17 protein-coding genes are annotated in these 25,491 nt (G+C 73.0%); 15 read left to right on the plus strand and 2 right to left on the minus strand.

Annotated elements, in window-relative coordinates; all coding sequences use genetic code 11:
* Position 1: 1 nt before the first annotated feature.
* The 11 genes from ACWGKT_RS05440 (at position 2) to ACWGKT_RS05490 (ending at position 18,030) form a co-directional block, all read left to right on the plus strand.
* Positions 2-3,472: a hypothetical protein gene (locus tag ACWGKT_RS05440; RefSeq protein WP_453272559.1), complete on the plus strand. Its 3,471-nt coding sequence runs from the start codon at positions 2-4 to the stop codon at positions 3,470-3,472.
* A complete protein-coding gene (locus ACWGKT_RS05445) occupies positions 3,472-4,992 on the plus strand; it encodes a hypothetical protein (protein WP_453272560.1) in 1,521 nt (506 codons plus the stop codon). The genes ACWGKT_RS05440 and ACWGKT_RS05445 overlap by 1 nt, the downstream gene beginning before the upstream one ends.
* A gap of 3 nt (positions 4,993-4,995) precedes the next feature.
* The gene (locus ACWGKT_RS05450) at positions 4,996-6,444 is read left to right on the plus strand and encodes a hypothetical protein (protein ID WP_453272561.1); all 1,449 of its coding nucleotides are present in this window, start codon (positions 4,996-4,998) and stop codon (positions 6,442-6,444) included.
* Positions 6,441-7,769: a protein phosphatase 2C domain-containing protein gene (locus ACWGKT_RS05455; protein ID WP_453272562.1), complete on the plus strand. Its 1,329-nt coding sequence runs from the start codon at positions 6,441-6,443 to the stop codon at positions 7,767-7,769. Before ACWGKT_RS05450 ends, ACWGKT_RS05455 begins: the two co-directional genes overlap by 4 nt.
* The gene (locus tag ACWGKT_RS05460) at positions 7,766-8,455 is read left to right on the plus strand and encodes an Hsp70 family protein (RefSeq protein ID WP_453272563.1); all 690 of its coding nucleotides are present in this window, start codon (positions 7,766-7,768) and stop codon (positions 8,453-8,455) included. Before ACWGKT_RS05455 ends, ACWGKT_RS05460 begins: the two co-directional genes overlap by 4 nt.
* On the plus strand, positions 8,410-10,254 hold the full coding sequence (locus tag ACWGKT_RS05465; RefSeq protein ID WP_453272715.1) for an Hsp70 family protein: 1,845 nt from the start codon (positions 8,410-8,412) through the stop codon (positions 10,252-10,254). Before ACWGKT_RS05460 ends, ACWGKT_RS05465 begins: the two co-directional genes overlap by 46 nt.
* 10 nt (positions 10,255-10,264) lie before the next feature.
* Entirely contained in the window at positions 10,265-11,131 is an 867-nt protein-coding gene (locus ACWGKT_RS05470) for a hypothetical protein (protein ID WP_453272564.1), read from the plus strand.
* 74 nt (positions 11,132-11,205) lie between these two features.
* Entirely contained in the window at positions 11,206-13,266 is a 2,061-nt protein-coding gene (locus ACWGKT_RS05475; protein ID WP_453272565.1) for an Hsp70 family protein, read from the plus strand.
* Between the two features lie 80 nt (positions 13,267-13,346).
* The gene (locus tag ACWGKT_RS05480; RefSeq protein ID WP_453272566.1) at positions 13,347-15,452 is read left to right on the plus strand and encodes a dynamin family protein; all 2,106 of its coding nucleotides are present in this window, start codon (positions 13,347-13,349) and stop codon (positions 15,450-15,452) included.
* Positions 15,452-17,011: a dynamin family protein gene (locus tag ACWGKT_RS05485; RefSeq protein ID WP_453272567.1), complete on the plus strand. Its 1,560-nt coding sequence runs from the start codon at positions 15,452-15,454 to the stop codon at positions 17,009-17,011. The genes ACWGKT_RS05480 and ACWGKT_RS05485 overlap by 1 nt, the downstream gene beginning before the upstream one ends.
* A complete protein-coding gene (locus ACWGKT_RS05490; RefSeq protein WP_453272568.1) occupies positions 17,008-18,030 on the plus strand; it encodes a hypothetical protein in 1,023 nt (340 codons plus the stop codon). Before ACWGKT_RS05485 ends, ACWGKT_RS05490 begins: the two co-directional genes overlap by 4 nt.
* Before the next feature lie 213 nt (positions 18,031-18,243).
* Here ACWGKT_RS05490 and ACWGKT_RS05495 read toward each other — a convergent pair whose 3' ends face one another.
* Positions 18,244-19,842, minus strand: a complete 1,599-nt coding sequence (locus tag ACWGKT_RS05495; RefSeq protein ID WP_453272569.1) for a glycerol-3-phosphate dehydrogenase/oxidase — start codon at positions 19,840-19,842, stop codon at positions 18,244-18,246.
* Positions 19,839-20,438 carry a TetR/AcrR family transcriptional regulator gene (locus ACWGKT_RS05500; protein ID WP_453272570.1) on the minus strand — a complete coding sequence of 200 codons (600 nt, stop codon included), beginning with the start codon at positions 20,436-20,438 and terminating at the stop codon, positions 19,839-19,841. Before ACWGKT_RS05500 ends, ACWGKT_RS05495 begins: the two co-directional genes overlap by 4 nt.
* Positions 20,439-20,515: 77 nt before the next feature.
* Here ACWGKT_RS05500 and ACWGKT_RS05505 point away from each other — a divergent pair, with 77 nt between their 5' ends.
* The 4 genes from ACWGKT_RS05505 (at position 20,516) to ACWGKT_RS05520 (ending at position 25,471) form a co-directional block, all read left to right on the plus strand.
* Positions 20,516-22,111, plus strand: coding sequence for an FAD-binding oxidoreductase (locus ACWGKT_RS05505; protein WP_453272571.1), 1,596 nt, complete (start codon positions 20,516-20,518; stop codon positions 22,109-22,111).
* Between the two features lie 91 nt (positions 22,112-22,202).
* On the plus strand, positions 22,203-23,084 hold the full coding sequence (locus tag ACWGKT_RS05510) for a YegS/Rv2252/BmrU family lipid kinase (protein ID WP_453272572.1): 882 nt from the start codon (positions 22,203-22,205) through the stop codon (positions 23,082-23,084).
* Positions 23,085-23,499: 415 nt separating this feature from the next.
* On the plus strand, positions 23,500-24,654 hold the full coding sequence (locus ACWGKT_RS05515; protein WP_356141106.1) for a glutathione-independent formaldehyde dehydrogenase: 1,155 nt from the start codon (positions 23,500-23,502) through the stop codon (positions 24,652-24,654).
* An 82-nt stretch (positions 24,655-24,736) separates the two neighbouring features.
* Positions 24,737-25,471: a DUF899 domain-containing protein gene (locus ACWGKT_RS05520; protein WP_453272573.1), complete on the plus strand. Its 735-nt coding sequence runs from the start codon at positions 24,737-24,739 to the stop codon at positions 25,469-25,471.
* Positions 25,472-25,491 lie beyond the last annotated feature (20 nt).

Raw genomic sequence — 25,491 nt, forward strand, 5'->3', positions numbered from 1 at the left:
CATGAGCAACGAGCTGACCATCACCTTCAGCGTGCCGCCGGGCGGCCCGGCCTCCGGTGTCGTCCCCATCGGACGCAAGCAGTTCCGGCTGCACACCGGACCGGACGGCATCACCCTGCCCGAAGTCCTCCTCCAGTCGGAGGAGGAGAGCGGCGGCAGCCGCATGGTGACCGTCCACCTGCCCGCCCGCATCGAGGTCCTCACGCCCAGCGGCGGGCTCGTACCCGCCCATGTGGCCCAGGCCCTGGTGGACTGCTGGGTGTCCCAGGAGTTCACCTCGCTCACCGTCGACGGGCCGCGCACGCTGTCCTCCGGCACTCCGCTGCCGACGGCCCTCGTCCACCCCGTGTCCGGACCGCCGCTCGCCCCCGACGACGAACCGCTGCGCCTGGAGGTCCTGTGGAGCGTGGACTTCGCGTCCGACGACCACGCGGGCACCGCGCGAGGCAGGGTGCTGCTGGAGTTCGCGCCGCCGGGCGAGGCCCCGGGCCCGCCGCCACCGGTGGAGGACGACGAGGAGTTCCTGCTCCTGCGGGACGTCACGGGCAGCACCCACGAGCACGAGTTCGTCGTCATCGACTTCGGTACGACCGCGTCCACCGCGACCCTGCACGATCCGACGCGGATCCGGGCCCGGCTGGTCGACCCCGCGCAGACCATGTCCCTGGCGGAGAACCTGACCGAGCTGCTCGCGCCGCCGGCCGACGCACCGGTCGAGTGGCGCAAGGAAGTCGAAGGACTGCTCTCCGGCACCGTCGCGCTCCCGCGCCGCGGCGCGGAGATCTCCGGTGCCGAGGCACTGGCCCGGGTGGGCGACGCCGACGTGGCCGACGCCCTGATGCTGCGCGTGGAGGCGCTGCGCGAACAGGCGGGCTCGGAGCTCCGTCAGTGGCTGAACCGGCGCCTGCACAGTGGTTACGCCGACGTCATCGGCACTCCGCCGCTGCACCGGCACGGCCTGCGCTCCGTCGAGTACCAGGACGAGTCCGGCCAGCTCACCAGCGCTCCCGCCAGCACGCTGCGCGAGAAGGAGTACGAGGACGGGACCACCCCCGACCATCCCAGAGACCGCCGCTTCGCCCTGCACGGGGGCCTGACCGGCATCAAGCGCGCGGCGCTCCAACTGACCCCGGAGTCGGTCGTGGGCACCGACATGTCGGCCGACCACCTGGCCCAGCACATGTACCTGTTGTTGGTGGACGGGGCCGAACAGACCACGCTCAACCCGGCGTTGAACACGATGAGCAGGTTCGCCACGGTCGTCGTGACGTATCCGACGACCATCCTGCCGGAGGTCCGGGAGAAGCTGGGCAAGCTCGTCCGTGCGGCACTCGGCGGCCCACGGGTCGTCATGGACTTCGACGAAGGTCTGGCCGCCGGGCTCTTCTTCCTGATGAGCGACCTGACCGACAACCTCAACGCGGGCCTGGAGGCGCTGCGCGCACGCTGCCGCCGCGTCGGGGAGAAGCAGGACCCGCCCACCTGGCAGCGCATCATGCTCGTGATCGACATCGGGGGCGGCACCACCGACATCGCGCTGCTGCGGCTGACGCTGGTCGACCAGACCCCGAAGCTGGAACCGAGCCAGGAGTTCGTGGCGGGCCGCGACTACCGGCTGGAGCCCGAACTGCTGGGCTCCACCGGCCACGAGCGGCTCGGCGGTGACCTGTTGACGCTCCAGGTCTTCTACTGGATCAAGGCTCGGCTGGTGGACGAACTGAGGCCGACGGCACGGCCGGAGACGGACGACGCCGGCGGCGCCGGGGCGGCGCAGGGGAGCGCCCCGACCGCGACGGCCGACCCCAAGCCCCGCCGCTCGTACGCGGAGACCGTGGCCGAACAGGCCGCGGACGAGCTGGACACCATCGTGTCCGACGAGGTCCGCCGGGTGCTCGCGAGCGAACTGCCCACCGACTGGATCGGCGTGGAGGACTCGACCGAGTGGAGCCGGCGCAAGCAGCGCTTCGACCAGTTGTGGCGGCTCGCGGAACAGAAGAAGCGGGAGCTGGGGGCGCCGGGTGCGAAGCAGGCCGTACTGGAGCCCGACACGGTGGCCAACATCCTCAACGCGGGACCGCACCGGCTGAGCGAGGTGCGCGGGGAGATCACCCTGGACTCCGGCCAGTTCGACAAGCTGGTGCAGCCGGTGCTGCGGCGGGCCGCGGCGCTCGGCGCCGACCTGGTCCGCGGCTCCTTCCGGCGGATCCTGCAGGAGAACGCGCTGCGGCGCGAGCAGGGGCTGCGGGAGCTGCCCGAGCCGCAGCTCGACCAGGTGGTGCTGTCGGGCCGTACCAGCCGGATGGCGCAGCTCAAGCTGCAGGTCGAGGCGGAACTGCGGCAGAACGGGACCGACGGCGAGGGCGAGGGGAAGCTGGGCTGGCACGAGGCCACCCAGTTGTCCGCGGAGGTGGCGTTCGCCAAGCAGGCGACCTCGCTGGGCGCGGCCTGGGCCCACACGGTGCGCAACGTCGCCGGACAGATCGACCACGACACCCACAACGGCGGACGCGCCGGAGCCACCGTCCGGCTGAGCGACCTGGACATCAGGCTGCAGGGCCTGTTCTCCAGCCTGCCGGCCGACTTCGGGCCGCGCGGCCACATGGAACGCGTCACGCCGCTGTTGCGGGCGGGCGACCCCTACATCGAACTGGACGGCTCGGGCCGGCTCGGGGTGCGGACCGGCTGGAACCCGCCGAGCCGGGTCCTGTCGATCCACCGCTACATCGGACCGGGCGACTCCCTCCAGTGGGGCGTGTTCGACCTCGCCCTCGCGGCGAGCGCGGAGGGCTTCATCCCCAGCCCGTCGGTCTGGCGGCCGCCGAGCGGCAGCGGACGCGGGGTGCGCTACCAGCTGGAGCTGGACAACCGGCTCGTCCCCCACATCCTGCTGTGCAACGGACCGGCCCATCTGCTCGTCGAGGGACGGGCGCTCGAACTCGACGGCGCGGCCCCCGGGCTCGCCTTCGACGCCGACCTGCCCAGCTGCTCCGTACCGGGCCGGATCTGCGTGAGCGCCGGCACGAACGACAACGGCGAGCGACAGCTGGTCGAGGTGTTCCCGCCGTCCGAGGCCGAGCTGGACGGAGACGCCGCCGTGTCCCCGACCGGCTACCTGCCGGAGTCCTTCCACGAGACGCTCGACCTGCACGAACTGCCCCAGCCGGGACGCCGGGCACGGATCACCGTGCCGCCCACCGAGGTCAAGGGCAGCTTCACCTACGAGTTCTACCTCGACCGGGGCGACGGCGCCCCCGTCTACCTGGGCTACCTCACCGCCGTACAGGACGGCCAGCACCACGCCACCCTCGACGCCCGGGGACGGCTGCGCGTGCACCGGGGCGTCGTTCCCTACCTGCCGGCCGGATCGCTGCGCCAGGTGGAGGAGTTCCCCGGACGGGTGCTGCGCGAGCGGATGGACCGCCCGACCACCAGGTTCAACCACCACTGGGACCCCAACAGCGGGAGGCACTGATGAGCGACGCGGAAGCGGTCGCGGCGGAAAGGGGAGTCCGCGGGCGGCTCATGGCCTGCGCCGAAGAGTTGGCCACGGTCATCGACGCGCGGTCGGAGTGCGGCCGGGCCGTCGTCGTCGCACTGGACGGGTTCTGGCGCTCCCTGCAGGCGATCGCGGGGCACGAACCGCCGTACGTGGAAGACCCCCATGAAGTCCTGGTGTCCCTCGACCGGTCACGGTTCGAGCTGAGCTGGGCCTTGCGCGAGGTCGCCCTGCTCGATGTGAAGACACCTCCGGAGGCGGGGCGGGGCGACGGCGCACCGGTGGTCGTGACGAAGACGACCGGCGCGGCGGACACGGGCACGAGCGACGGTCAGGCTCGGACGCAGGACGAGCCGGACCGACCGCGGACGCCTGAGGCGGATCCGCTGAACAAGGAGTCTGCGGGCACCCGTCGCGATGTCCCCACCGGAACGGGGCAGGGTGAGGTCGAGGGTGCGGAGTCCGGGGCCGACGCCCAGGACGGCACGGCCGAGTCCGAGTCCGAGGACCCGGACGGCGATCCGCTCACGGACCTCGTGACGACGCTGGAGGGTCTCGAAGAGGGCCTTCTGAAGGAGCAGAAGGGTTACCTGCCGTCGCCGCAGCGTCGGACCGATGCGGCGGTCGAGTCACGCGCGGAACTGATCGCCCGCATGTGGCAGCGCTTCCACGTGGCCCTGCTCCGGCTGCCCGCCGACGCCCGCGTGAGGTGGCGTACCAAGGCAGCGGCGACCGTGTCGGAAGCGGGCTTCGCCGTGCCGCGCAAGGATGCCGTCGATCCCGACGTGGTGGTCCCCGGGCTGCCGGACGGGCTGTGCGAGGCCCGGCGGCTTCCTCTCGACTTCGCCGACCCGGCGGAGACCGCCGCACAGTCGCGCCCCGAGATCCTCCAGGAGCTGGGGCTCTCGCAGGAGGGGATCGGCAGGCTGGATTCGACCGACCTCCGGCTCGCGTGGGCCGCCCGCGCCGAGCAAGCCCTGTGCCTGGTGGAACTCGACCCCCAGTTGCGTATCGCGCTGGTCCACGACCAGCAGCCCGAGGGCCTCGCCACTCAGGAGCAGCGCGGTGCCTACACCATCGCGTTGCTGGGACATCTGCGCTCCGCCGGCCAGGGACTGCAGGAGAAGGGATGGAGCGAGGACAGCCGGCTGGGCGCCGCGCACAAGCTGGACATGGTGCTCGGCGGCCTGGTCCATCAGCGGCCCGCCGCACCCGACAGCTGGTGGTTCGACTGGCGTACGCGCGTCTCGCGGCTGCTGATCCCGCTGGCGATGTCCGCGAAGTACGAGGTGATCATCAAACCGCTGGAGGAGCTACGACGGGACACCCTGAAGGACTGCACGATTCCGCTGACCGTCAAGGGAGTGTCCGGGGCGAGCGAACCCGACGTGCAGTGGGTGGTGTGGACGCCGCTGCGGTCCTACGCGGGCGGAGGGCCCAACGACCACAGGGGCCGTCTCGTCGTACGCCCCGCCGACGTGCGCTCCCGGGGGTGAGCGATGACGTCGGAACGCACCGGGAGCGCGCACGGGATCCTCCCCGTGTGCCACGCGCTGGCCGCCACGGTGACGGGGCCGGCGAACGGCCTCTCGTCCCGGCTGATGGAGGACCTGACCGCGACGGCGGATCCGTCGCGGTGGGCCGACGCGCCGCCGCCGGTCGTGCTGCGCGTCGTCGTGCTGCGCACCGGAGCCAGTACGGCCGGTCTGGTCCCGTTGCTGACGGGGGCCCGGCTGTACGAACCGGCCGCTGTGCCGGGGCCCGTACCGCTCGCCCACTCCCATCTGCCCGGCAGCCAACCCGAGTTACGCCTCGACGCCGAGCAGCGCGGGACACTCGACCGGCTGGCGTGGCGGCTCCTGCGCGCCGCGACCGAGACCCCGGGCGGGCGGTCCGTGACCGTCGACCGGTACGAGACGGTCACCTGGCTGCGGGTACGGGCGGCTCAAGGGCGCCGTTCCTTCTTCCGCGCGGCGTACGCGGGAGAGGACGCCGTGGCCCGCACCTGGCGGCGCGTCCAGGACGTGACGTCGGCGGGCCTGGCCCTCGGCGTCCCGGCGGCCGAGACCCTGACCCGTACGCCGGTGGCCCTGGCCGTCGGCTTCGCCGGTGAGCCGCTGCCGTGGCCCCTGGCCGACGCGCTGGGCGTGGGCGTGACGGTGACGGACGTGCCCGTGCAGGAGAGCGCGGCCGGCCTCCGGCGGGCCCGGGACCTGGTCGACGGCGCGCATCTCGTGATCGCGGCGGCGCCGCATGCGGAACTGTCCGGCCGGGAGGCGCTGCCCGGTCCGTTCCGCACACTGCTGGCCGCGGCCGTGGGCGGCCCGTGCCATGCGCCGGTGGCGTTGGTCTCCGCCGTGACGCACCATCGGGGCCTCGCTCTGCTGGACGGCCTGGGCGGCTGGCTGCGCGGCGCCGTCCCGGACACGGTGGGCCCCGCCGCCCGGGGGCTGCCCGTGTACGCCGTGGCGCTGCCGCGCGCGAGACACGCCCTGGACGTCCTGCTGCGCCCGGAGGACCGCGGAACCCCCGTCGTCCAACGGGCCCGGCACGCCTGGGCGACGTCCGGCATACCGGCCCTGTGCTCCGCCGTGCTCGGGCCCGCCCTGCACGAGGCGCGCACGGTGGCGGCCGAACTGAGCACGCGTCGCCTGCGGGCGGCGCTGCACGACATCCGGCTGGAGGCCGGCGCCGGGACGGGCGGCGCGAGCCGGACCGCCGAGGAGGCGCTGTCGCGGGACGTGCCTCCCGGCCAACTCTGGGACGAGCTGGACCGGTTCGTGACGGTGCCACTCGCCCGGCGGGCCGTCCAGCGGCTGGAGCGAACGGACCGCAACCGTGCGACCGCCGCGTGCGGCGCCGATACCGCCGCACAGTTCTCCGGTCCCGTCCCGCCGCGGTACCGGGCCGACCATCCGGACGACACACGGGGAGCCACCAGAACATGACCACCACCACCTGGCTGATCGTTTTTCTCGTCCTGTCGCTCGCGGCGAACGCCGTCCTGACGGTGTGGCTGACCAGGCTGCGCCGTATGCCGCGGCCGGTGCCGACGAGGCCGGCCGCGCCGGTCCTCGGGCCTTCGACGCAAGAACTCGCGGATCTCCGCGCACAGTTGGAGGTGGCGCGGCAGGAGAAGGGTTCGGTCGAGCAGCTGTTGCGTGGCCGCGAACAGGAACTCGCCCGGCTGCGCACGCTCTACCGGGAGGCGCAGGACAAGGGGACGGAGTCCCCGGGGCGGGAGGAGATCGCCGCCGCACTGCGGCAGGTGCGGGCGCTGCAGGACGTCGTCCGCAAGCTGACCGCCGAGCGGGACGCGGCCCGGTCGGACGTCGAGCGGATGAGACATCGCCTCGCGGAGGCGGAGGCCCGCGGCGACGCGCCGTTCGGGCCGGACGCGGTGTCCCCGGCGATCCCGCGCCGCATCCCGCTCGGCCGGGACGCGACGTCGGACAGCAGCGTCGACGGGGCCGACCTCGGGCCCGTCGTCGTACGGGCCGCGTCCGTGCGCGGGGCCCGCGCACGGGAGGAGGGCGAACACCGGCGCGACGCGTTCCTGTTGCGGTTCGTCGAGGAGCTGCCCACCCCGACCCTGCTGAGCGCCGTCGCCGCCGGGGCCCCGCACGGCCGCCGGACACAGTCGGCCGCCGACCGCGCCTGCCGCAACCTCGCCGAACAGGTGGCCCGGTACGGAGAGGCGCTCGGTCATCAGCTGTTCAAGCCGACCGGGTCCGACGACGACCTGACCGCGCTGATGCGGACCGCGCTGCAAGGAGTCGCCCACTCCATGCGGTTGCTGACCAGGGGAGAGGGGCCGGAGGGCGAGTCCGACGACGCGGCCCTCGAAGTGGCGCTGACCGGACTGCTGTCCCGGCTCGGAGACAGCCGGCAGCGCGAGCACGTGGCGTTCGGCGTCGGCGACGGCGCCCTCTTGCTGCTGCGCGACGGCACCTGGCGGCCCGTCTTCACCCCGGGGACGACGGCGACCGAGCAGGCGCTGCGCCTGCCCGCCGCCGCGCCGAAGGTGCGCTGCGCACGTCTGACGACACAGCCCGGCGATCTCGTGGCCCTGTGCAGCGCCCCCATGGCGGAACTCCTGCTGCGCGCCGAGGCGGGGGACTGGTTCGCCACCCGGTGGGCGGGCCGCCAGCCGTACCTCACGACGTTCCTCTCCGAGGTCAACGTGCCCGTACGGGTGGCCGGGGGAGACCGCAGCGTCGTCTGTCTCTGGGACTTCGGCGACGCCCGCGAGGCCAGGTCGGCCGCCTCATGACCGGTGGAACCCTCGGCACCGGAATGCGCATGGACGCCGCCTCCCTGCTCCTCGACGACACGGCGGTCCGGGGCGGCGAACGGGAGGAACACGTCCTGGCGGTGGACTTCGGCACCTCCACCACCCGTGCCGTCCTCGTCGGCGCCGACGGCCGTGACCGGGTGGTCAAGGACCCGATGAGCGGCTCGTGGCGCTGGGCGTCGGCGGTCTTCGCCGACGAGACGGGGCTGCGTTTCGGAGCGGCGGCGCAGGCCGGGCAGCAGGTCGACCCGGCACGGTACCTGCGGGAGTTCAAACGGCTGCTCGGCCGGCGGGAGTCGGTGCGGCTCGGCGGGACGGCCGTGTCCTGCACGGAGTTGGTGGCACGGCTGCTCGCCGCCGTACGCGACGAGGCCACCGCCATGCTGCCCGCGGGCTCCCGGGTAACCCGCGCCGTCGTCACGGTGCCCGCCGGCTACGCCCCGGAAGGGCTCCAGTGGACCGCCATGCTCCAGGCCTGCGAACGCGCCGGATTCGAGGACACCGAGCTGCTGTCGGAACCGGTGGCGGCGGCGCTGGGCTGCCGCCCCCGGACCACCTGCCGGCCGGAGCGACCGCCCTCGTCTACGACCTCGGCGGCGGCACCTTCGACACCGCCCTGCTGCGCTACGACGCCGACCCGCGCGAGCACGGCCGGGCGGCCCTGATGCCACGGGTCCTCGGCCACGCCAGCCTGGACTCCTGCGGCGGCCGGGACATCGACGGCGCCCTGATGAGGTGGCTGCGCTCGACGTGCGCGCAGTGGCTGGAACCGCTGCTGGCCGAAGGCGATCCGGCGGCCCTGGGCCGGGTCCTGGCCCTCGCCGACTTCGCCCGCAAGGTCAAACACCGGCTCAGCGGCGTGGACGCGGTGGAGGACAGGCTCTTCCCGGAGTCGCCGGTGGTCCAGCTCAGCCGGGAGCGGCTCGTCGTGCTCTGCCAGGATCTGATCGCGCGGACGGTGGACTGCTGTCGAGGTCTCCTGCACCGGCACGACGTCTCGCCGGACGACATCACCCACGTCCTCATGACCGGTGGCGGCTCCCGAATGCCCGCCGTCCGCAGTGCCGTTGAGGCTGCCCTGCGGCGCCCGCTGACGCATGCCGAGGACCCGGACCTGGCCGTGGTGCTGGGCGCCCGGCTGTGGGCGGCCGGACAGGGCGGCCGACGGCTGCCGGCGCACCGGCCCGCCCCTGGCACGGAGGCGTTGTCGTGGCGCATCCCGGGCGGTTCCGCCCGGCTGGTCCGCTGGCTGCGCGCGCCCGGAGACGCGTACGGCGCGGGGACCACGCTGGCCCGCGTGCGCCTGACGGACGGTTCGCTCCACGACCTGACGGCCGCCGGACCCGGCCGCGTCCTGCGCCGGCACGCCGCGCCCGCCCAGCGCGTGGCCGACGGCGACTGGCTGGTGACCAGCCGAAGGCCGCCGCACGTGGCGGAGCTGCCGGCGGTGCCGCGGCCGCTCGCGGACCACGAGGTCCAGGGCCCGGTGCTCGCCGTGGCGTGGAGCCCCGACGGACGCAGGCTGCACGCCGCCGGAGACGGCTGGGCGCACACGTTCGACGCCTCCGCCTGGAAGCCGTCGGGTGCCTTCCCCGAGGCAGGCCAGGGCAGGTTCCTGGCCGTCGACAGCTCGGGTCTGCGGATCGCGTTCGTGACGCGGGACGGGGAGGCCGCCGTCGCCGCCGTGGACGGCCTCACCGCCGCGGCGGCGCTCGGCATCGGCCCGGTACCGGGACCGATGGCCTTCGGACCGGTGGGCGGCGTACTCGCCGTCGCCCGCCATGACGCGGCCGTCGACCTCCGTGCCGTCGGGACGACGGGAACGACCGATGCCGTACGGGTCCTGCGCGTCCCGGCCGACGACGTCACCGACGGCGCTCCCCGGCAGGCGGCACGGATCAGGGACCTCGCCTTCGACCCGACCGGACGGCGGATCACGGCCGTCAGCCGGGTGCGCCGAGCGGAAGGGCGCGTCACCACCTGGCGGGTGGGCGACGGCGAGGTGCTCGCCGACCTGCGGCTCGACACACCCGTCGAGAGGGTGGCGTACGGCAGCGAGGGCCGGCTCGCCGCCTCGGGGCCCGGAGGCGGTCCCCGCTCGCGCCTCGGTCCCGAGGCCGTCGTATGGCTGTGGGAGACGGACGAAGCGGGTGTTCTCCACCCGGTGTCCGCTCCCGACGGCACCCCTACGTTCCTCGCGCGCAGAAGCCACGGGTACGCGCCGGCCGTCGCGTTCGGCCCCGACGGGTTGCTGCTCGCCGAGGGCGGCCAGGACGGCTCGGTCCGGCTGTGGGACGCGGAGTGCCGCCGCGAAGTACGGACCTACACCGCCGACGGTGTGGTCCGGACACTCGCGTTCTCGCCCGACGGCCATGTGCTCGCCGTCGGCACCGACCAGGGACTGACCACATGGGCCCTGGGAGCGGTGCCGGATCCCCAGCCCCCGAAGAACGACTGCCGATAGCGAGGAAGCCGTGACGACCATCCGTCTGCTCGACCTCTACAGCAAGGCGCTCGACGAACTCCAGGCGTCCCTGGGCGAAGCGGCGCCCGCGGACGAACTCGCCAACACGCTGGCCACGTTGACGCCCCGGCCGCCCGACGGCCGGGCCGACCCGCGGGCGGCCGCGTACGCGGACGCCGTCAAGTCGGCGCTCTCGCTCACCCTTTACGCCGTACGCGAGGCCCGTGCGCCGCGTGTCGGCCCTTCGTCCGGGCACGCCACGAGCGCCCGTGACGTCAAGGCGTCGGGGCACGCGAGGAGCGCCGCACCCGGACCCGTGAGGGCGCTGGGGACGGTGCTCCGGACCTTGCTCGCCCCGGGCAAGGCCGCGCCCGCTCCGGTCCCGGCCCCGGTCCCTCCTCCCGGTCCGGTCCTGGTGACGGTCGCCAAGGTGCTCGACGGGTTCCGTGCCGCGCTGGAGGAGGCGGACCAGGCGGCCGCCGCCGCGGCCCCGCCTTCCCGGTCGCCCGAACGGGCTCCGTGGAGTGAGGACGACGAACTGATCGACCTGCTGCACGACGTCCTGGCGGCCCGAGCGCGGGGGCGCGAGGGGTTCGCCCTGGCCCGCATCGAGGACCTGGCGGAGAGCCTGTCGTCGCGCGGCATCCAAGCGCTGTCCTACGACCCCGAGGACACCGGCTTCGCGGGTGACGCTCGGTGCTTCGACTTCGTCGAGGGCGCCCGGCCCGGCGCCCCCGGCATGACGCTGATGCCCGCACTGATCGACGACACCGAGGACGACAGGATCCTGCGGCGGGGCCGGGTCAGGCCGGCTCCGGGGCCCCGCCCGACCGTGGGAGACACAGACGCACCACCCCGCAACGAAGCAACCCACTGAATTCCGCGGATCCGCTGTCCGAGCCCGGCCACCCGGCCACCGGACGGCGTCACTTCACCACAAGGGGGACCCACGTGACCGCCGAGACCTACACGAGCACCACCACCCCAGGCACCACGACCGAAGGCACCACAGCCGCCGCGATCACCACCGGTGAGGAATCCACCATCGCCGTCATCGGCTTCGATCTCGGCCACGGAGACACGGCGCTCACCAAGGTCCATGTGGGTACCCGCGCGGGCGGTGCCTCGCTCGGTGACCGCAACGCGCCACCCGAGATCATCGAGTTGGGAGGGGACCGCAAGCAACTCGTCACGGCCGTCTCGGTGACGGACGACGGCCAGGTCCTGATCGGTGAGGACGCACTCGATCACCAGGGCACCCGAAAGTACGTCGCCTTCAAGTCCCCGGACCTGGAAAGGGAGGAGGTCCGTACGCCGCTGGAGCTGTTCGCGCGCCGCGTCGTCCAGGACGTACGCGCGGCCCGCCTCGGCGACGCCTCCAAGGTCCGGTGGGTCTTCGGCCACCCGTCGGGCTGGACGGCGGACCAGGTCGCCGCCTACCGGGACCTGCTGGGGGAGATCTGCGCACCCGACGACGTCAGCCTCGTCCCGGAATCGCGGGCCGCCCTGCTGTACGCCCGTGACGCCGGCGACATCCCGGAGGCCGGCTCACTGACCAGTTCCGCCCTCGTCGCGTCGACACTCATCGTGGACATCGGTTCGTCGACCACGGACTACACCTCGGTCGTGGACGGTACGGGGCGCCCGGTCGACCACGGCAACGTCGTCCTGGGCGCCCACCTGATCGACAAGACCCTGCTCGCGCTGGCCATCGACCGGTCGCCGGACGCCCCGCGCCTGCGGGCGGAGTTGGACCGGACCCCTGGTGCGGCCGAGCAACTGGAGATCTCCGCCCGCAAGCTCAAGGAGAGCTTCTTCGCCACCAACCCGCAGCGCTTCCAGCGCAATCCCAAGTTGCGGGTGCGCAGGACCGAGGAGGTCTTCACGGCGGACAACGACGTCATCGAGCTGCTCCTCGCAATCGGGCAGGACGACATGGACCGCATCCTCTCCCAGCCTCTTCCCGCTCTCGCCGACCGGACCTGGCCGGAGGCCTTTCGCCAGGACCTCGCGGCGGCCCTGGAGCACGCGGGCGAGGACCTGGAGTTGGTCCTGCTCACCGGAGGGCCGTCACGGATGCGTTTCGTCGCTGAGATCGCCCGCGAACTGGCGACCGACGCCCGGGTGATCCTCGGCACGGAGCCGGAGTTCGCCATCGCGCGGGGGCTGGCGCTCGCCGGCCGGATGGACCAGCGCACCCGGGGCTTCCGCGCCGACGTCGAACGTTTCCTCGCCACGGACGCCGTGAGTCGTCTCGTCGAGGAACGACTTCCCGACCTCACCGGGAAGATGGCTCAGACCGTGGCGGGCGGCCTCACCGAGAACCATGTCATCCCGGCGGTCCGTGCCTGGCGGGACGGCGACATCGCGACGATCGACGACATGCGCGATCGGATCGTGGCCGGGGTCGGCGCGGACCTCAACACCACCCACAACGCCGCCCTGAAGAAGATCCTCTCCGACTGGATGGCCGAACTGCGCCCCGAGCTCACCCAGCACACCGCGGTGATCTGCCGCCGCTGGAACCTGGAACCCTCGGCACTGACCCTGCCGGAAGTCACCATGAGCGGCGGCCAACTGACGGTGGAGGTCGACACCTCGGCGGCGACCGACGTGCTCAACAACCTCAGCAACCTGGTCAACGTCGTGATCTCCGGGATCATCGCCGCCACCCTGTTCGGCTCCGGTGCCGCTCTGCTCATGGCCACCGGCCCCTTCGCGGTCCTGGTCGCCGGGGCGGTCATCTTCGCCGGCGTCGACAAGGTCAAGCAGGGGATCATGAGCCAGATCGGGGACAAGGACGTTCCCCGGGTGCTCCGCCGTCTGGGTGGCGAGGCCGGCATGGTGCGCAAGCTGCGGGAGCAGTCCTCGCGGCAGGAGTCCGAACTCGCCGAGGCGCTCTCGTCCAGCCTCCGGTCCGGCGACGGGGGCCGGCTCGCGCGGGAGATCACCGCGTCCATCGAGAAGCAGCTGACCCGCGTCGCGGCCGACGTCGAACTGCTCATCCGCTGAGCGGAATTCCGGGCCACATTCACCAGTCTCCACAGCCGCATCCGGCCCCGCCGGGCCGTCCGACACCCCACGGAGTCACCATGAACAGCGCCAACCAGTCCAGCCCGACGGAGCCTCCCGACAGCGGCGTGGGCTCCGCCGCGGACGCCGCGTGCGCCGCGGACACCGAGTTCGGAGACAGCCGCGCGGAGACGTTCGAGCAACTGCGCCGACAGATCCTCGACCTCTTCCCCGACCTGGCCGACCGCGCCCGGCACCAGGCCGGCGAGGAGGCGTTGGCGAGGCTGGAGACCGCAGGCCTGCGCCTGGTGGACGGGCACCTGACCGTCCTCGTCTGCGGTGAGTTCAAGCGGGGCAAGTCCACCCTGCTCAACGCCCTGTTGGGGGAGACGACCGCTCTCTGCCCCGTCGGCACCTCGTTCACCACGAACGCCGTGACCACCATCTCGTACGCCCCGGAAGAACGCATCACCGTCACCCTGGAGAACCCGGACGGAACCACCGAGGAGCGGGAGATCGGGCGAGCCGAGATCGCCCGCTACGCCACCGAGGGCGCCGGACCGCCCGGCGGCGCACACGTCCTCTCCGTTCGGGTGCTCACCCCCAACAAGCGCCTGGCCGGCGGCTTGACGCTGGTCGACACACCGGGCGTCGGCGGCGTCCACCGGGACCACACGGCGGCGACGGCGGCCTTCCTGCCCGTGGCCGACGCGCTGCTCTTCGTCACCGATGTCCTCAAGCCACTGAGCGAGGGCGAACTGGCCTTCCTGCGGCGCGCCATGAAGGCCGCGCGCACGCTCGGGGACGCCGAGGGCCAGATCTTCGTCCTCAACAAGACGGACGCGGTACCCGACTACGACGAGGTCCTGCGCAACACCGTCGACAAGCTCGTCCGTACCACCGGTGTCCCCGCCGACCGGTTGACCGTGGTGCCGGTCTCCAGCCGCGCTCGGCTCGACCACCTGGTCTCCGGGGACCCCGAAGACCTGGAGCTGAGCAACTTCGTCACCCTCCAGGACGTCCTGTGGTCGGCGCTGTCCCGGCGCCGCGCCCAGGTGCTGCTCGGCGGCGCGCTCGACGCCCTGGACGCCTGTGCCTACGCGCTGATCCGCCCCTGTGAGGCGGAGGCGGCCGCGCTCGGCGAGCACCAGGACGAGGAGGTCAGGCGCATCACCGCACAGGTGGAGGAGCAGCGGCGCCGCCTCGCCGAGCTGGACGACAACACGTCCGAGTGGCGCACTTCGCTACGGGACGCCCTCACCGCGATGCACACGAAGCTGAAGCGCCATGCCCAGGACGGACTGTCCCAGGCGTGGGCCCTCGTGAACGCCGAACACCTCTACGACGCCGCCTATCTGGAGAACCCGGACAGGCTGCTGTCGGACATGACGCTGGAGCTCGCCCAGCTGCTGGGCACCGCGAACGAACTCGCGGCCCGTGAAGCCGCCCGTGTGGTGCGGGAGTTCACCACCTTCAACGGCCTGAAGCTCACGCCCGCGCCGATCGGCCGGGTGCCGGTCCCGCCCGTGCCGGCGTTGCCGCCGGTGGCCCGCCCCGAAGCGAAGTCGGACGCCGAACGACGCAAGCTGATCGGTTCCAGCGCGGGCCTGGCGGCGGGCAGCTCGGCCGGCGGTGCCGCCGGGTTCGCCGTCGGGGCGTTGGTGGGAACGCTGTTCATGCCGGGGCTCGGCACGGCGGCCGGGGGGCAGTGGGGAGCCTTCATCGGCTCCGCGCTGGGGGGTGTGGTCGGTACCGCGGCCGGCTACGGCAACGCGGGGCGGACTCTGGACAAGGAGCAGACCGCCGCGAAGCGGGAAGCCCTGCGCCGCGCCCTCGCGCCCCTGCGCAAGGACCAGCAGGCGCAGCTCGACCAAGCGATCGCCGAGGTGGTCGCGGAGTGGAGCAAGGCGGTGGCCGCCGAGCTCAACAGCCGCATCGCGCAGGCCCGCGAGACGGCCGCGAACGAACAGGAGCGGCTGAGCAAGGCCTGCGAGACCACGGCCCGCGACGCCCTCGTCCGCCGCCGCGAGCTCGACCAGGAATTGCACGAACTCGGGCGGCTCAGGCTGCGGATCGCGGCCCTGGCGGAGGAAGCCGCCGGGCTCTGTCGGCCTGCTGACGCAACGTCGGACCAAGATCCGGAGTCGGCCGACGCCCCGTCCCGTCCCGACGACGAGGCCGAGTGATGCTGAAGGACCGGGCCTGGGCGGCCTTCGACCGGGCCGAGAAGCACCTGCCCGGGGAAGACCTCGCACCCGCCCGGCGCCGGCTGGAGGAGATTCGGCAGGGCTTCGAGACCCGCCTGCGGGTCGCTCTGGTGGGCCGGGTCAGCTCGGGCAAGTCGACCCTCGTCAACGCCCTGCTGGAGGAGGAACGCGTCCCCACCGGCGTGACCGAGCTGACCTTCCATGTGACCCGGCTGCGCCGAGCCGAGCGGGAGTCGCTCACCGTGCACTACCGCGACGGCCGTCCGAGCCGGCGGCGCGGTGTGGACGAGTTCCGTGAACTCGTCGTGCAGGCGCACCACGACCCCGCCCGGCAGGCCGAGCTGCGCGCCGTGGACTGGCTCGACCTGGACCTCCCGAGCGCCGCCCTCGCCCGCTTCGACCTGGTGGACACCCCGGGTCTGGACTCATGGCTCGGCGAGGACTCGGCGCGGACCCTGCGGTTCCTCGGCCGTACCGGGGCCGACGTGGCCGATGCCACGGTGGAGCACGCGAGCCGGGCCGACGCGCTGGTCCTGGTGTTCGCCTCGGGACTGGCCGAGTCCGAGGAACGCCTGCTGGAGGACGTGACGGGCGCGGGACTGCGCAGGGTCGAACCGCTGACGGCGGTCGGCGCGCTCACGAAGGTCGAGTACTACTGGCCTTACTGCGCCGATCCGATGGCCGAGGGACGGCGCATCGCGGACCGCCTGATGCACCACTCGGGAGGCCACCGCACCATGTTCGAACTCGTCCCGGTGGCAGGCCAGTTGGCGACGGGTGCGACCGCCGGGACGGCACAGGACGTGGCTGACCTCACCGAGTTGGCACAGGTGGCGCCGTCCCTGCTCGCCACACGCGTCAGCCGCGGTCCGTTTTTCGTCTCGCGCGACTACGCGGACCTGCCCGTACCGGCGCGGCGCAGGGAGGCGTTGTTCCGCCGCTACGGAGGCTACGGCATCGTCCTCGCCTGCGACCTCGTCCGCGAAGGACTCACGGACCGCGACGAGCTGATGGCCGAACTGCGCCGCCGCAGTGGCGTGGAGCACCTGCGCGAGCTGCTTCTTGAGCACTTCGGCAACCGGGTCACCGCGGTCAAGCTGGACCGCGCCGTCCACGAGGCCCACGCACTGCCCGCCCTGGCGGCCGCCGACGCCGATGCCTGGGTGCGCTGGAGGCTGGAGGAGGCGGCCGAGGAGGTGACACGCCTGCGCCTGACCGAGCACGTGTTCCGGGAACTGACGTTGCTGCGGCGCATCTACGACGGCTCCCTGGCCTGTACCCCGGACGAAGTCGCGGAGGTTCTGCGCGTGACCGGCGAGAAGGGCGACGCCCCCGCGCAGCGGCTCGGGCTGGCGGAGAACAGCGGGACCGACACGCTCGTACGGACCGCTCTGCGGCGGCAGGCGTACTGGGCCGGCGTGGATCTGGACGTCGCCCGGGGGCCGGAGGTGGCCGAGGCGGCCCGGACCGTGCGGCGCAGTTACGACTTGCTCCTGGACCGGATCCAGGGAGCGCGGGAGGAAAGGAAAGAACCATGAGCCTGGTGCCCCCAGGAATCACACGGCTCGTCTTCGCCGTGGACATCGAGAGCTTCAGTGCCCGGTTGCATCTGGAGCAGATACGGGAACAGGACCGGCTGGCCCTGGTGATGGAGCATGCCCTGGCCAACGCGGGAACCGAGGTCTTCGCCCGTCAGGAGAGCGGAGACGGCATGCTGCTGATCCTCCCGGAGGGCATCGACCAGGCGTGGGTGGTCCCGCGCCTGTTGACCGGGCTGCGCGAGGGCTTGGAGGTGGACAACCGGGGGCGCAGCGGATCCGCGCGCCTGCGGATGCGCGCGTCGGTCGGCGAGGGCACGGTGCACGTGGCCAAGAACGGCTTCGCCAGCGGGGCCGTCATCGACGTCTGCCGCCTGCTCAACTCGGGTCCCCTCAAGCAGGCGTTGCGCGACGCCCCGGACCGGGACCTCGTCACGGCGGTCACCGAACACACCTACGAGCAGGTGGTCCAGCACCACTACCCGGGTCTGGACCCCAGCCACTTCCGGCAGGTCGAAATCAACATCCCGGACAAGGGCTTTCGACGCCTGGCCTGGATCGACGCACCCGTGCGGGACAACCCCGAGGCGGGGAAGGGCGGCCCAGGGACCGGGGGAAGGGCGCCCGTACCGAGCGGCCCCGCGGCTGTGGAGCGTGGACCGGTCGCCCGGCTCCAGTCACCGGCCACGCCCGACAGCCCCCGGCGCTCCCCGCGACACGCGGCCCGCGAGGCACTGGACGTCGGCGTGCGCCTTGGCGAAGGCGTCTACCTCGCCAAGGAACTGATGGGCCATCACGGCGAAGCGGAGAACCGGCACGAGCAGCACGACAGCGGCCCGGGACGCGACTTGGGGCACGACCCGCGACACGGATCGGGGCATGGATCGGGACACGGGCCCGGACTCCACGACCACGGCCACGAGGGCGCGGAGCAGGCGGTGCACGTCGAAGACCTCCACGACACGGCCGGGGACGACGTCGACGACGACATGGACGACGACATGGACGACGTCTTCTAGGAGTCGGGCGGGGCGGGGCAACCGGACATCACCCCAGCCGTCCGGCAGGACGTCATCGCCCAGCCGTCCAGCAGAGCGGCCCCCGTGCCGGACATCCGCGACCTCCTCGGACACACGGCACGGGCCGGCGTCCCCGCGCCTGCGGCCGCCGCCACGAACCCCAGCCACTGCCCCGTGCCCGCGACTGAGGTCATGCCCAGATTGCGCGTTGTCTCAGTTCTGTCCCGCCAGGGCCTCGCCCAGGATCTCGTCGGCGGTGCGCAGAGCCTCGGCGCGGTCCTCGGGGACCAGGCCGATGCGCGTGCGCCGGTCGAGCAGATCGGCCGCGTCGAGTGCGCCCTCGTGCCGTACGGCCCACAGCAGTTCGGCGCGGGTCACGGGGTGACCGGGCAGCACGGGTTCCTGCCCGTGGGCGTCGTGGGCGCCGAGTGCCTGGACGGCCTCGGCCTCGGTGCCGTAGCGGCGGACCAGGCGCGCGGGCGCGGCCAGGGCGGCGAGCCGGGCAGGCGCCGTGGCGCCGACGAGCGGGAGCATGGTGGTGGGCGAGGGACCGGCCTGCAGGCGGCGGGCCGAGACGGCGGCGTCGACGGCGTCCTCGGCCATCCGCCGGTAGGTGGTGAGCTTGCCGCCGACCACGGTGACCACGCCGTCCGGTGACGTCAGGACCGCGTGCCGGCGGGAGATGTCGGCGGTCCGGGACGGTTCGCCGGAGCCCTCAGGCGTGGTGTCCAGCAGGGGCCGCAGACCCGCGAAGGCGCCCACGACGTCGTCGCGGTGGACCGGGGTGTCCAGGACGGAACCGAGGACGTCGAGCAGGAAGCCGATGTCGGTCTCCGGTACCTCCGGCACGTCGGGGACGGGACCGTCGACCGGTTCGTCGGTGAGCCCGACGTACACCCGGCCGTCCCCCTGCGGCAGGACGAGGACGAAGCGGTTGGTCTCGCCGGGGATCGGTATGTGCAGCCCGGCGGGCAGGGAGCCCAGCCGTTCGGCGCGCAGCACGAGATGGGTGCCCCGGGAGGGCCGGATCCGGATGCCGTCGATCAGCTCGCCCGCCCACACGCCGGAGGCGTTGATCACGGCCCGGGCCCGGATCTCGCCCTCCTCGCCGGTGAGTTCGTCGCGGACGCGGGCGCCGGACCCGGTCAGCTCCAGCGCCCTGACGCGGGTGAGGATGCGCGCGCCGTGTGCGGCCGCGGTGCGGGCGAGGGCGGTCACCAGGCGGGCGTCGTCGGTGAGCCGGCCGTCCCAGGACAGCAGGCCGCCGCGCAGGCCGTCGGTACGCAGGGCCGGGGCCAGGTGGCGGGTCTCGGCGGTGGACAGCCGGCGCGGGCGGGGCAGGGTGGCGCGGGCCGTGCGCGCGGCCAGTCGCAGGGTGTCGCCGGCCCGGAACCCGGCCCAGGCCAGGGCCGCCTGGGCGCGCGGGACCAGCGGGGTCAGGGGGAGGACGAACGGCTGGGCGGACACCAGGTGGGGTGCGGTGCGCTCCATCAGCACCCCACGTTCGACGGCGCTCTCGTGGGCGACGTCGAGCTGTCCGGAGGCCAGGTAGCGCAGTCCGCCGTGGATCAGCTTCGAGCTCCAGCGGGAGGTGCCGAAGGCCAGGTCGTGGGCGTCGATCGCGGCGACGGTCAGTCCACGCGCGGCGGCGTCGAGGGCGGCACCGGCGCCGGTGGCGCCGAGTCCGACGACCAGGACGTCCACCTCCGCTCCGCCGACGGTTTCGGCCAGTTCGCGCGTGCGGCGCGCGGCGGACAGCGACGAGCCGGGGACGGGGCCGGCGGCGTGGGCCGGGCTGCTGGTGGGGCTCATGGGGTGAGGGTCCTCTCCAGGATGGTCCGCAGCTCCGCGAGGAAGGTGGCGGTGGTCAGGTCCGGGTCGTCCTCGTCGGTCATGGTCCGCAGCGACAGGGTGAAGGACTGGACGATCAGCAGCAGGGACCGCGCCTGCAGGTGGGGGTGGCCGGCGCGCACCGATCCGTCGGCGTGACCGTCGAGCAGTCCGCTGGTCAGCAGGTCCAGGAGCGCGTCCTGGCTGGCCCCGCGGCGGTCCAGCACGTAGGGGAGGAGCAGTTCGGGGTCGACGTCGACGATCTTGCTGAAGAGCGGGTGGGCGCGGAACGCCTCCACCCCGGCCACGAGCCCCTCGACGATCGTGTCGCGCGCCGAGCGGTCCGGCCCGGCCTCGGGCATGGCACGCAGGGCCACCCCGACCCACTCACGCGTCATCAGGTCGCCGACGAGGGTGCGCACGTCCGGCCAGCGCCGGTAGAGCGTCATGCGCGAGACACCGGCACGGCGGGCCACGTCGGTCAGGGTGGTGCGGCGGACGCCGACGGCCAGGACGCAGTCGCGCACTGCGTCGAGCACCGGATCGCTGTCCTCATGGTTGTGACGAATAGGCGTCATGTGTAACAGTGTAACGCCCTTGCGGCGGCGCCCGGCAGACGGGCACGGCGCGGAAACGAGCGATGAGGACAACCGCCATGGACATGCTGTGGAGTGGCTGGGGCGACCCGGCCAAGGCGGCACCGCTGCCCGAGACGGTGATCGGGCTGCTGCGCGATCTGCTCGGCGTCAAGCCGCGCGGTGCCGAACCGCTCCGGCTGGAGGAGATCGCCGTCCCCGCCACGCCGCTCGACGCCGCGGTGCTCCAGGAGCTGTACGCCACCGTCGGCGACGAGGCACACGTCCGTACGGACGCGGAGACCCGGGTCCGGCACACCCGCGGCAAGTCCACGCCCGACCTCCTGCGCATCCGGGTCGGAGACGTCGCCGACACCCCGGCGGCCGTCGTCCTGCCGGCCACGCACGCCGAGGTCCTGGCCGTCCTGCGGGTGTGCGCCCGATACGGGCTCGGCGCCGTCCCGTTCGGCGGCGGCACCTCCGTCGTCGGCGGCCTGGCCCCCGAGCGGCGCGGCCCCTTCATCGCCCTCGACCTACGTCGCATGGACCGGCTGGTCGAGGTCGACCCGGTCTCGCGCACCGCCACCCTGCAGCCCGGCCTGCGCGCCCCCGAGGCCGAGCGCCTCCTGGCCGAACACGGCTTCACGCTCGGCCACTTCCCGCAGTCCTACGAGTGGGCCACCATCGGCGGCTTCGCCGCGGCCCGCTCCAGCGGACAGGCCTCCGCCGGATACGGGCGCTTCGACGAGATGGTGCTGGGCCTCACCGTCGCCACGCCCGAGGGCACCCTGGAGGTCGGCCGCGCCCCGCGCTCCGCCGCCGGCCCGGACCTGCGCCAGCTGATCCTCGGCTCCGAGGGCGCGTTCGGCGTGATCACCTCGGTCACCGTCCGCGTACGCCCCCAGCCGCGGGTTCGCCGGTACGAAGGCTGGCGCTTCGCCTCCTTCGAGGAGGGCGGCGCCGCCCTGCGCCGGCTCGCCCAGGACGGACCGCGCCCGACGGTGCTGCGCCTGTCCGACGAGACCGAGACGCTGATCGGTCTCGCCCAGCCCGACGCGATCGGAGCCGACGGAGCGCAGCAGAACGCCGGCTGCCTCGCGATCGTCGGGTTCGAGGGCACCGAGGAGGACACCGCCCGGGGCAGGGAGGCGGCCGCGGCCGTGCTGCGCGAGTGCGGCGGCACGTTCGCGGGAGACGAGCCCGGCGAGCGCTGGGCGCACGGCCGCTACTCGGCGCCGTACCTGCGGGACGCCCTGCTGGACGCGGGTGCGTTCGCCGAGACGCTGGAGACGGCCGCGTTCTGGTCGCGCATCCCCGAGCTGTACGCCGGGGTCCGTACCGCCCTGACCACCGCGCTCACCGACGCGGGCACACCGCCGCTGGTCATGTGCCACATCTCCCACGTCTACGAGAACGGCGCCTCGCTGTACTTCACCGTGGTCAGCGCGCAGGGCGACGACCCGGTCGCCCACTGGGCCCCGGCCAAGCAGGCGGCCAACCATGCGATCCTCGCCGCGGGCGGCACGATCAGTCACCATCACGGTGTGGGCACGGACCACCGCGACTGGTACGTCCGCGAGGTCGGCGCCCTGGGCGTCGAAGCTCTCCGCGCGGTCAAGCGGCGGCTGGACCCGGACGGGCTCCTCAACCCGGGCGTCCTGCTGCCCACCGACTGACCCGCTCGACCACCCTGCCCCGCCCCCCGCACCACCCGTTCACACTGCCCCAGTACACCGATTCCCGTATCCCGCCCCCGGAGGCTCACCCATGCGACAGTTCACCGCCGTCGTCAACCCCACCGCGGGCGGATCCAGCGCGGCCGCCGCGCTGCTCCAGGTGGCGCGCGTCCTGCGGGAATCCGGGGCCGAGCTGGAGACGGAGTACAGCCGCAGCCTGGCGCACGCCCAGGACATCGCCCGCGACGCGGGGGAGCGGGGGCGGGTGGTCCTCGCGGTCGGCGGTGACGGGATCACCGGCGGTATCGGCGGCGCGCTGAGCGGCACCGACACCGTGTTCGGCATCGTCCCGGCCGGCCGGGGCAACGACTTCGCCCGGGCGCTGGAGCTGCCCTCCGACCCCGACGCCCTGGCCCGGATCCTGCTCGACGGTCAGCCGCGGCCCGTCGACACCATCGAGGTGCGGTCGGCCGTCCACGACGGGACGGTCGTCCTCGGCAGCGTGTACGCGGGCGTCGACGCGCTGGCCAACCGCCACGCCAACCACGCCCGGCTGCTCAAGGGCGCCGCCTCCTACTACGCGGGCGGACTGCGCGCCGTGACCACATGGCGCCCGGCGGACTACCGGGTCACCGTCGACGGCGAGGAGCACGCGGTGCGCGGCTACACCGTCGTGGCCGCCAACTCCGCCTACTACGGCTCCGGCCGGATGATCGCCCCCGGGGCCCGCGTGGACGACGGCCTGCTGGAGGTCGTGATGATCCGCGACGCTCCCCGCCGTCTGTTCTTCGCCATGATGAACGAGCTCAAGTCGGGCACCCATGTGGCGCGCCCCGAGGTGCTCGTCCTGCAGGGACGCGAGATCCGTATCGAGGCCGACCGGGCGGTGCCCTACGGCGCCGACGGCGAGGTGGACGCCGTCCTCCCCGTCACGGTGAAGGTCCTGCCCGGCGCGCTGAAGGTGCTGTACTGACGGACGGCCGCGGGCCGGCGCCACCGCTGCCGGGCCGGTCGCGCGAAGGCCCGCTGACCGGGCACCCTCGCCCGGCGGGAGCACCGCGTCACGACGCCTCGGCCCGCAGGACCGGAGGCCCGAGGTACGGGCACGCGAGCAGCGCCACCCCCAGATCGGTGCGGCGCTCGTGGACCGACTGGCCACCTCGGCGCGGGCGGCGCGGGCAGTGCGGGCCCCGACGGAACGCGGCCGCGGGTTGCAGGCCGCGTGCTGGGGGCGTTGTCTGGAACTGCACCGAAAATGACCGGCGGCGGAGCCGGTGCGCCCGGCCCGCGGCACTGGTCCAGTCCCACTGCTGCCGCCCGTGCCGCCCCGTCGGCGTCCGGCCGTCCGTCGCCGCCGTCATGCGAGTTTGACGCGGAGGTGACCCCGAGTGAAAGCGGTCGTCTACGAAGAACCGTTCAGCGTGACCGTGAAGGACGTCGCGGATCCCACGATCCAGCACCCCAACGACGTGATCGTACGGGTCACGTCAACCGCCATCTGCGGTTCGGACCTGCACATGTATGAGGGCCGCACGGCGGCCCAGTCGGGCATCGTCTTCGGACACGAGAACCTCGGCATCATCGAGGAGACGGGTCCCGGCGTGACCTCCTTGTCGAAGGGGGACCGCGTCGTGATGCCGTTCAACGTCGCCTGCGGATTCTGCAAGAACTGCCTCGCCGGCAAGACGGGCTTCTGCCTGACCGTCAACCCCGGCTTCGCGGGCGGCGCCTACGGATACGTGGCGATGGGCCCGTACACCGGTGGCCAGGCGGAGCATCTGCGCGTGCCGTTCGCCGACTTCAACTGCCTGAAGCTGCCGCCGGGCGAGGAGTTCGAGACCGATTTCGTGCTGCTCGCCGACATCTTCCCCACCGGCTACCACGGCTGTGAACTCGCCCAGGTCTCCCCGGGCGAGAGCGTGGCCGTCTTCGGCGCCGGACCGGTGGGACTCATGGCCGCCTACTCGGCGCTGCTGCGCGGGGCGTCCAAGGTGTTCTCCGTCGACCGCGTGCCCGAGCGGCTCGCCAAGGCGGAGGAGATCGGCGCGATCCCCATCGATTTCACCAAGGGGGACCCGGCCGAGCAGATCAAGGCACAGACCGGAGGCGAGGGCACGGACAAGGGCGTGGACGCCGTCGGCTACCAGGCCCAGTCGCACAAGGACATCAGCCACGAGGAACCCGCCGTGGTCCTCAACACGCTCGTCGAGACGGTACGTCCGACCGGCATGCTCGGCATACCGGGTCTGTACGTACCCTCCGACCCGGGCGGCCCCGACGAACACGCCAAGCACGGCCAACTGCTGGTCTCCATCGGCAGGATGTTCGAGAAGGGTCAGCAGATGGGCACCGGTCAGTGCAACGTCAAGCGGTACAACCGCCAGCTGCGTGACCTGATCACCGCCGGGCGGGCCAAGCCCAGCTTCGTGGTCTCCCACGAACTGCCTCTGGACCAGGCGCCGTTGGCATACGAGAAGTTCGACAAGCGGATCGAGGGCTACACCAAGGTCGTACTGCACCCCGGCCACGCCCTGGCGGCGTGACGGACCCGGGCGCCGCCCGCACCCGCGGGCGGCGTCGGCGGGCCCCGCCCGGACCGGACCGCACCGGAAGGTGGGCGCCACCATGAAGACACCTCCGATCGTCTCGCAGCAGGAGTGGGACACCGCGCTCCAACAGCTGCTCGTGGAAGAGAAGAACCTGACCCACGCCCGTGACGCACTGGCCGCCAGACGCAGGCGGATGCCGTGGGTCGCCGTCGAGAAGGCGTACGGGTTCGACGGACCCGACGGCAGGGCGAGTCTGCTCGACCTCTTCGAGGGGCGCCGTCAACTGATCGTCTACCGTGCCTTCTTCGAGCCCGGCGTCTTCGGCTGGCCGGACCACGCGTGCCGCGGTTGCTCCATGGTGGCCGACCACGTCGGCAACCTCGCGCATCTGAACGCCCGCGACACCACCCTCGCCTTCGTCTCGCGCGCGCCCCAGCCGGAGATCGAGCGGGTGAAGGAGCGGATGGGCTGGCTGATGCCCTGGTACACGATCACCGACGACTTCGACCGCGACTTCGGCGTGGACGAGTGGCACGGCACGAACGCGTTCATCCGCGACGACGACCGCGTCTACCGCACCTACTTCATCAACTCCCGCGGTGACGAGGCGTTGGGGAGTACCTGGAACTACCTCGACATGACGGCCCTCGGACGCCAGGAGACCTGGGAGGACTCACCCGAGGACTACCCCCGGACCGCCCCGTACGAATGGTGGAACTGGCACGACGCCTACAGCTCCGCGGAGCCGGCACCGGAGTGGGTGGCCCTGACCCGCCGGGGCGTCGAGGCGCAGTCCGCGCCGGACAGCTGAGCAGCTGGTCAAGGGCCGTA

Source organism: Streptomyces sp. NPDC054794, assembly GCF_053611585.1.

Bases quoted from the DNA above. Each gene is read 5' to 3' on its own strand.
- ACWGKT_RS05440 (WP_453272559.1), top strand. From the start codon at position 2: ATGAGCAACGAGCTGACCATCACCTTCAGCGTGCCGCCGGGCGGCCCG.
- ACWGKT_RS05445 (WP_453272560.1), top strand. From the start codon at position 3,472: ATGAGCGACGCGGAAGCGGTCGCGGCGGAAAGGGGAGTCCGCGGGCGG.
- ACWGKT_RS05450 (WP_453272561.1), top strand. From the start codon at position 4,996: ATGACGTCGGAACGCACCGGGAGCGCGCACGGGATCCTCCCCGTGTGC.
- ACWGKT_RS05455 (WP_453272562.1), top strand. From the start codon at position 6,441: ATGACCACCACCACCTGGCTGATCGTTTTTCTCGTCCTGTCGCTCGCG.
- ACWGKT_RS05460 (WP_453272563.1), top strand. From the start codon at position 7,766: ATGACCGGTGGAACCCTCGGCACCGGAATGCGCATGGACGCCGCCTCC.
- ACWGKT_RS05480 (WP_453272566.1), top strand. From the start codon at position 13,347: ATGAACAGCGCCAACCAGTCCAGCCCGACGGAGCCTCCCGACAGCGGC.
- ACWGKT_RS05485 (WP_453272567.1), top strand. From the start codon at position 15,452: ATGCTGAAGGACCGGGCCTGGGCGGCCTTCGACCGGGCCGAGAAGCAC.
- ACWGKT_RS05490 (WP_453272568.1), top strand. From the start codon at position 17,008: ATGAGCCTGGTGCCCCCAGGAATCACACGGCTCGTCTTCGCCGTGGAC.
- ACWGKT_RS05495 (WP_453272569.1), bottom strand. From the start codon at position 19,842: ATGAGCCCCACCAGCAGCCCGGCCCACGCCGCCGGCCCCGTCCCCGGC.
- ACWGKT_RS05500 (WP_453272570.1), bottom strand. From the start codon at position 20,438: ATGACGCCTATTCGTCACAACCATGAGGACAGCGATCCGGTGCTCGAC.
- ACWGKT_RS05505 (WP_453272571.1), top strand. From the start codon at position 20,516: ATGGACATGCTGTGGAGTGGCTGGGGCGACCCGGCCAAGGCGGCACCG.
- ACWGKT_RS05510 (WP_453272572.1), top strand. From the start codon at position 22,203: ATGCGACAGTTCACCGCCGTCGTCAACCCCACCGCGGGCGGATCCAGC.
- ACWGKT_RS05520 (WP_453272573.1), top strand. From the start codon at position 24,737: ATGAAGACACCTCCGATCGTCTCGCAGCAGGAGTGGGACACCGCGCTC.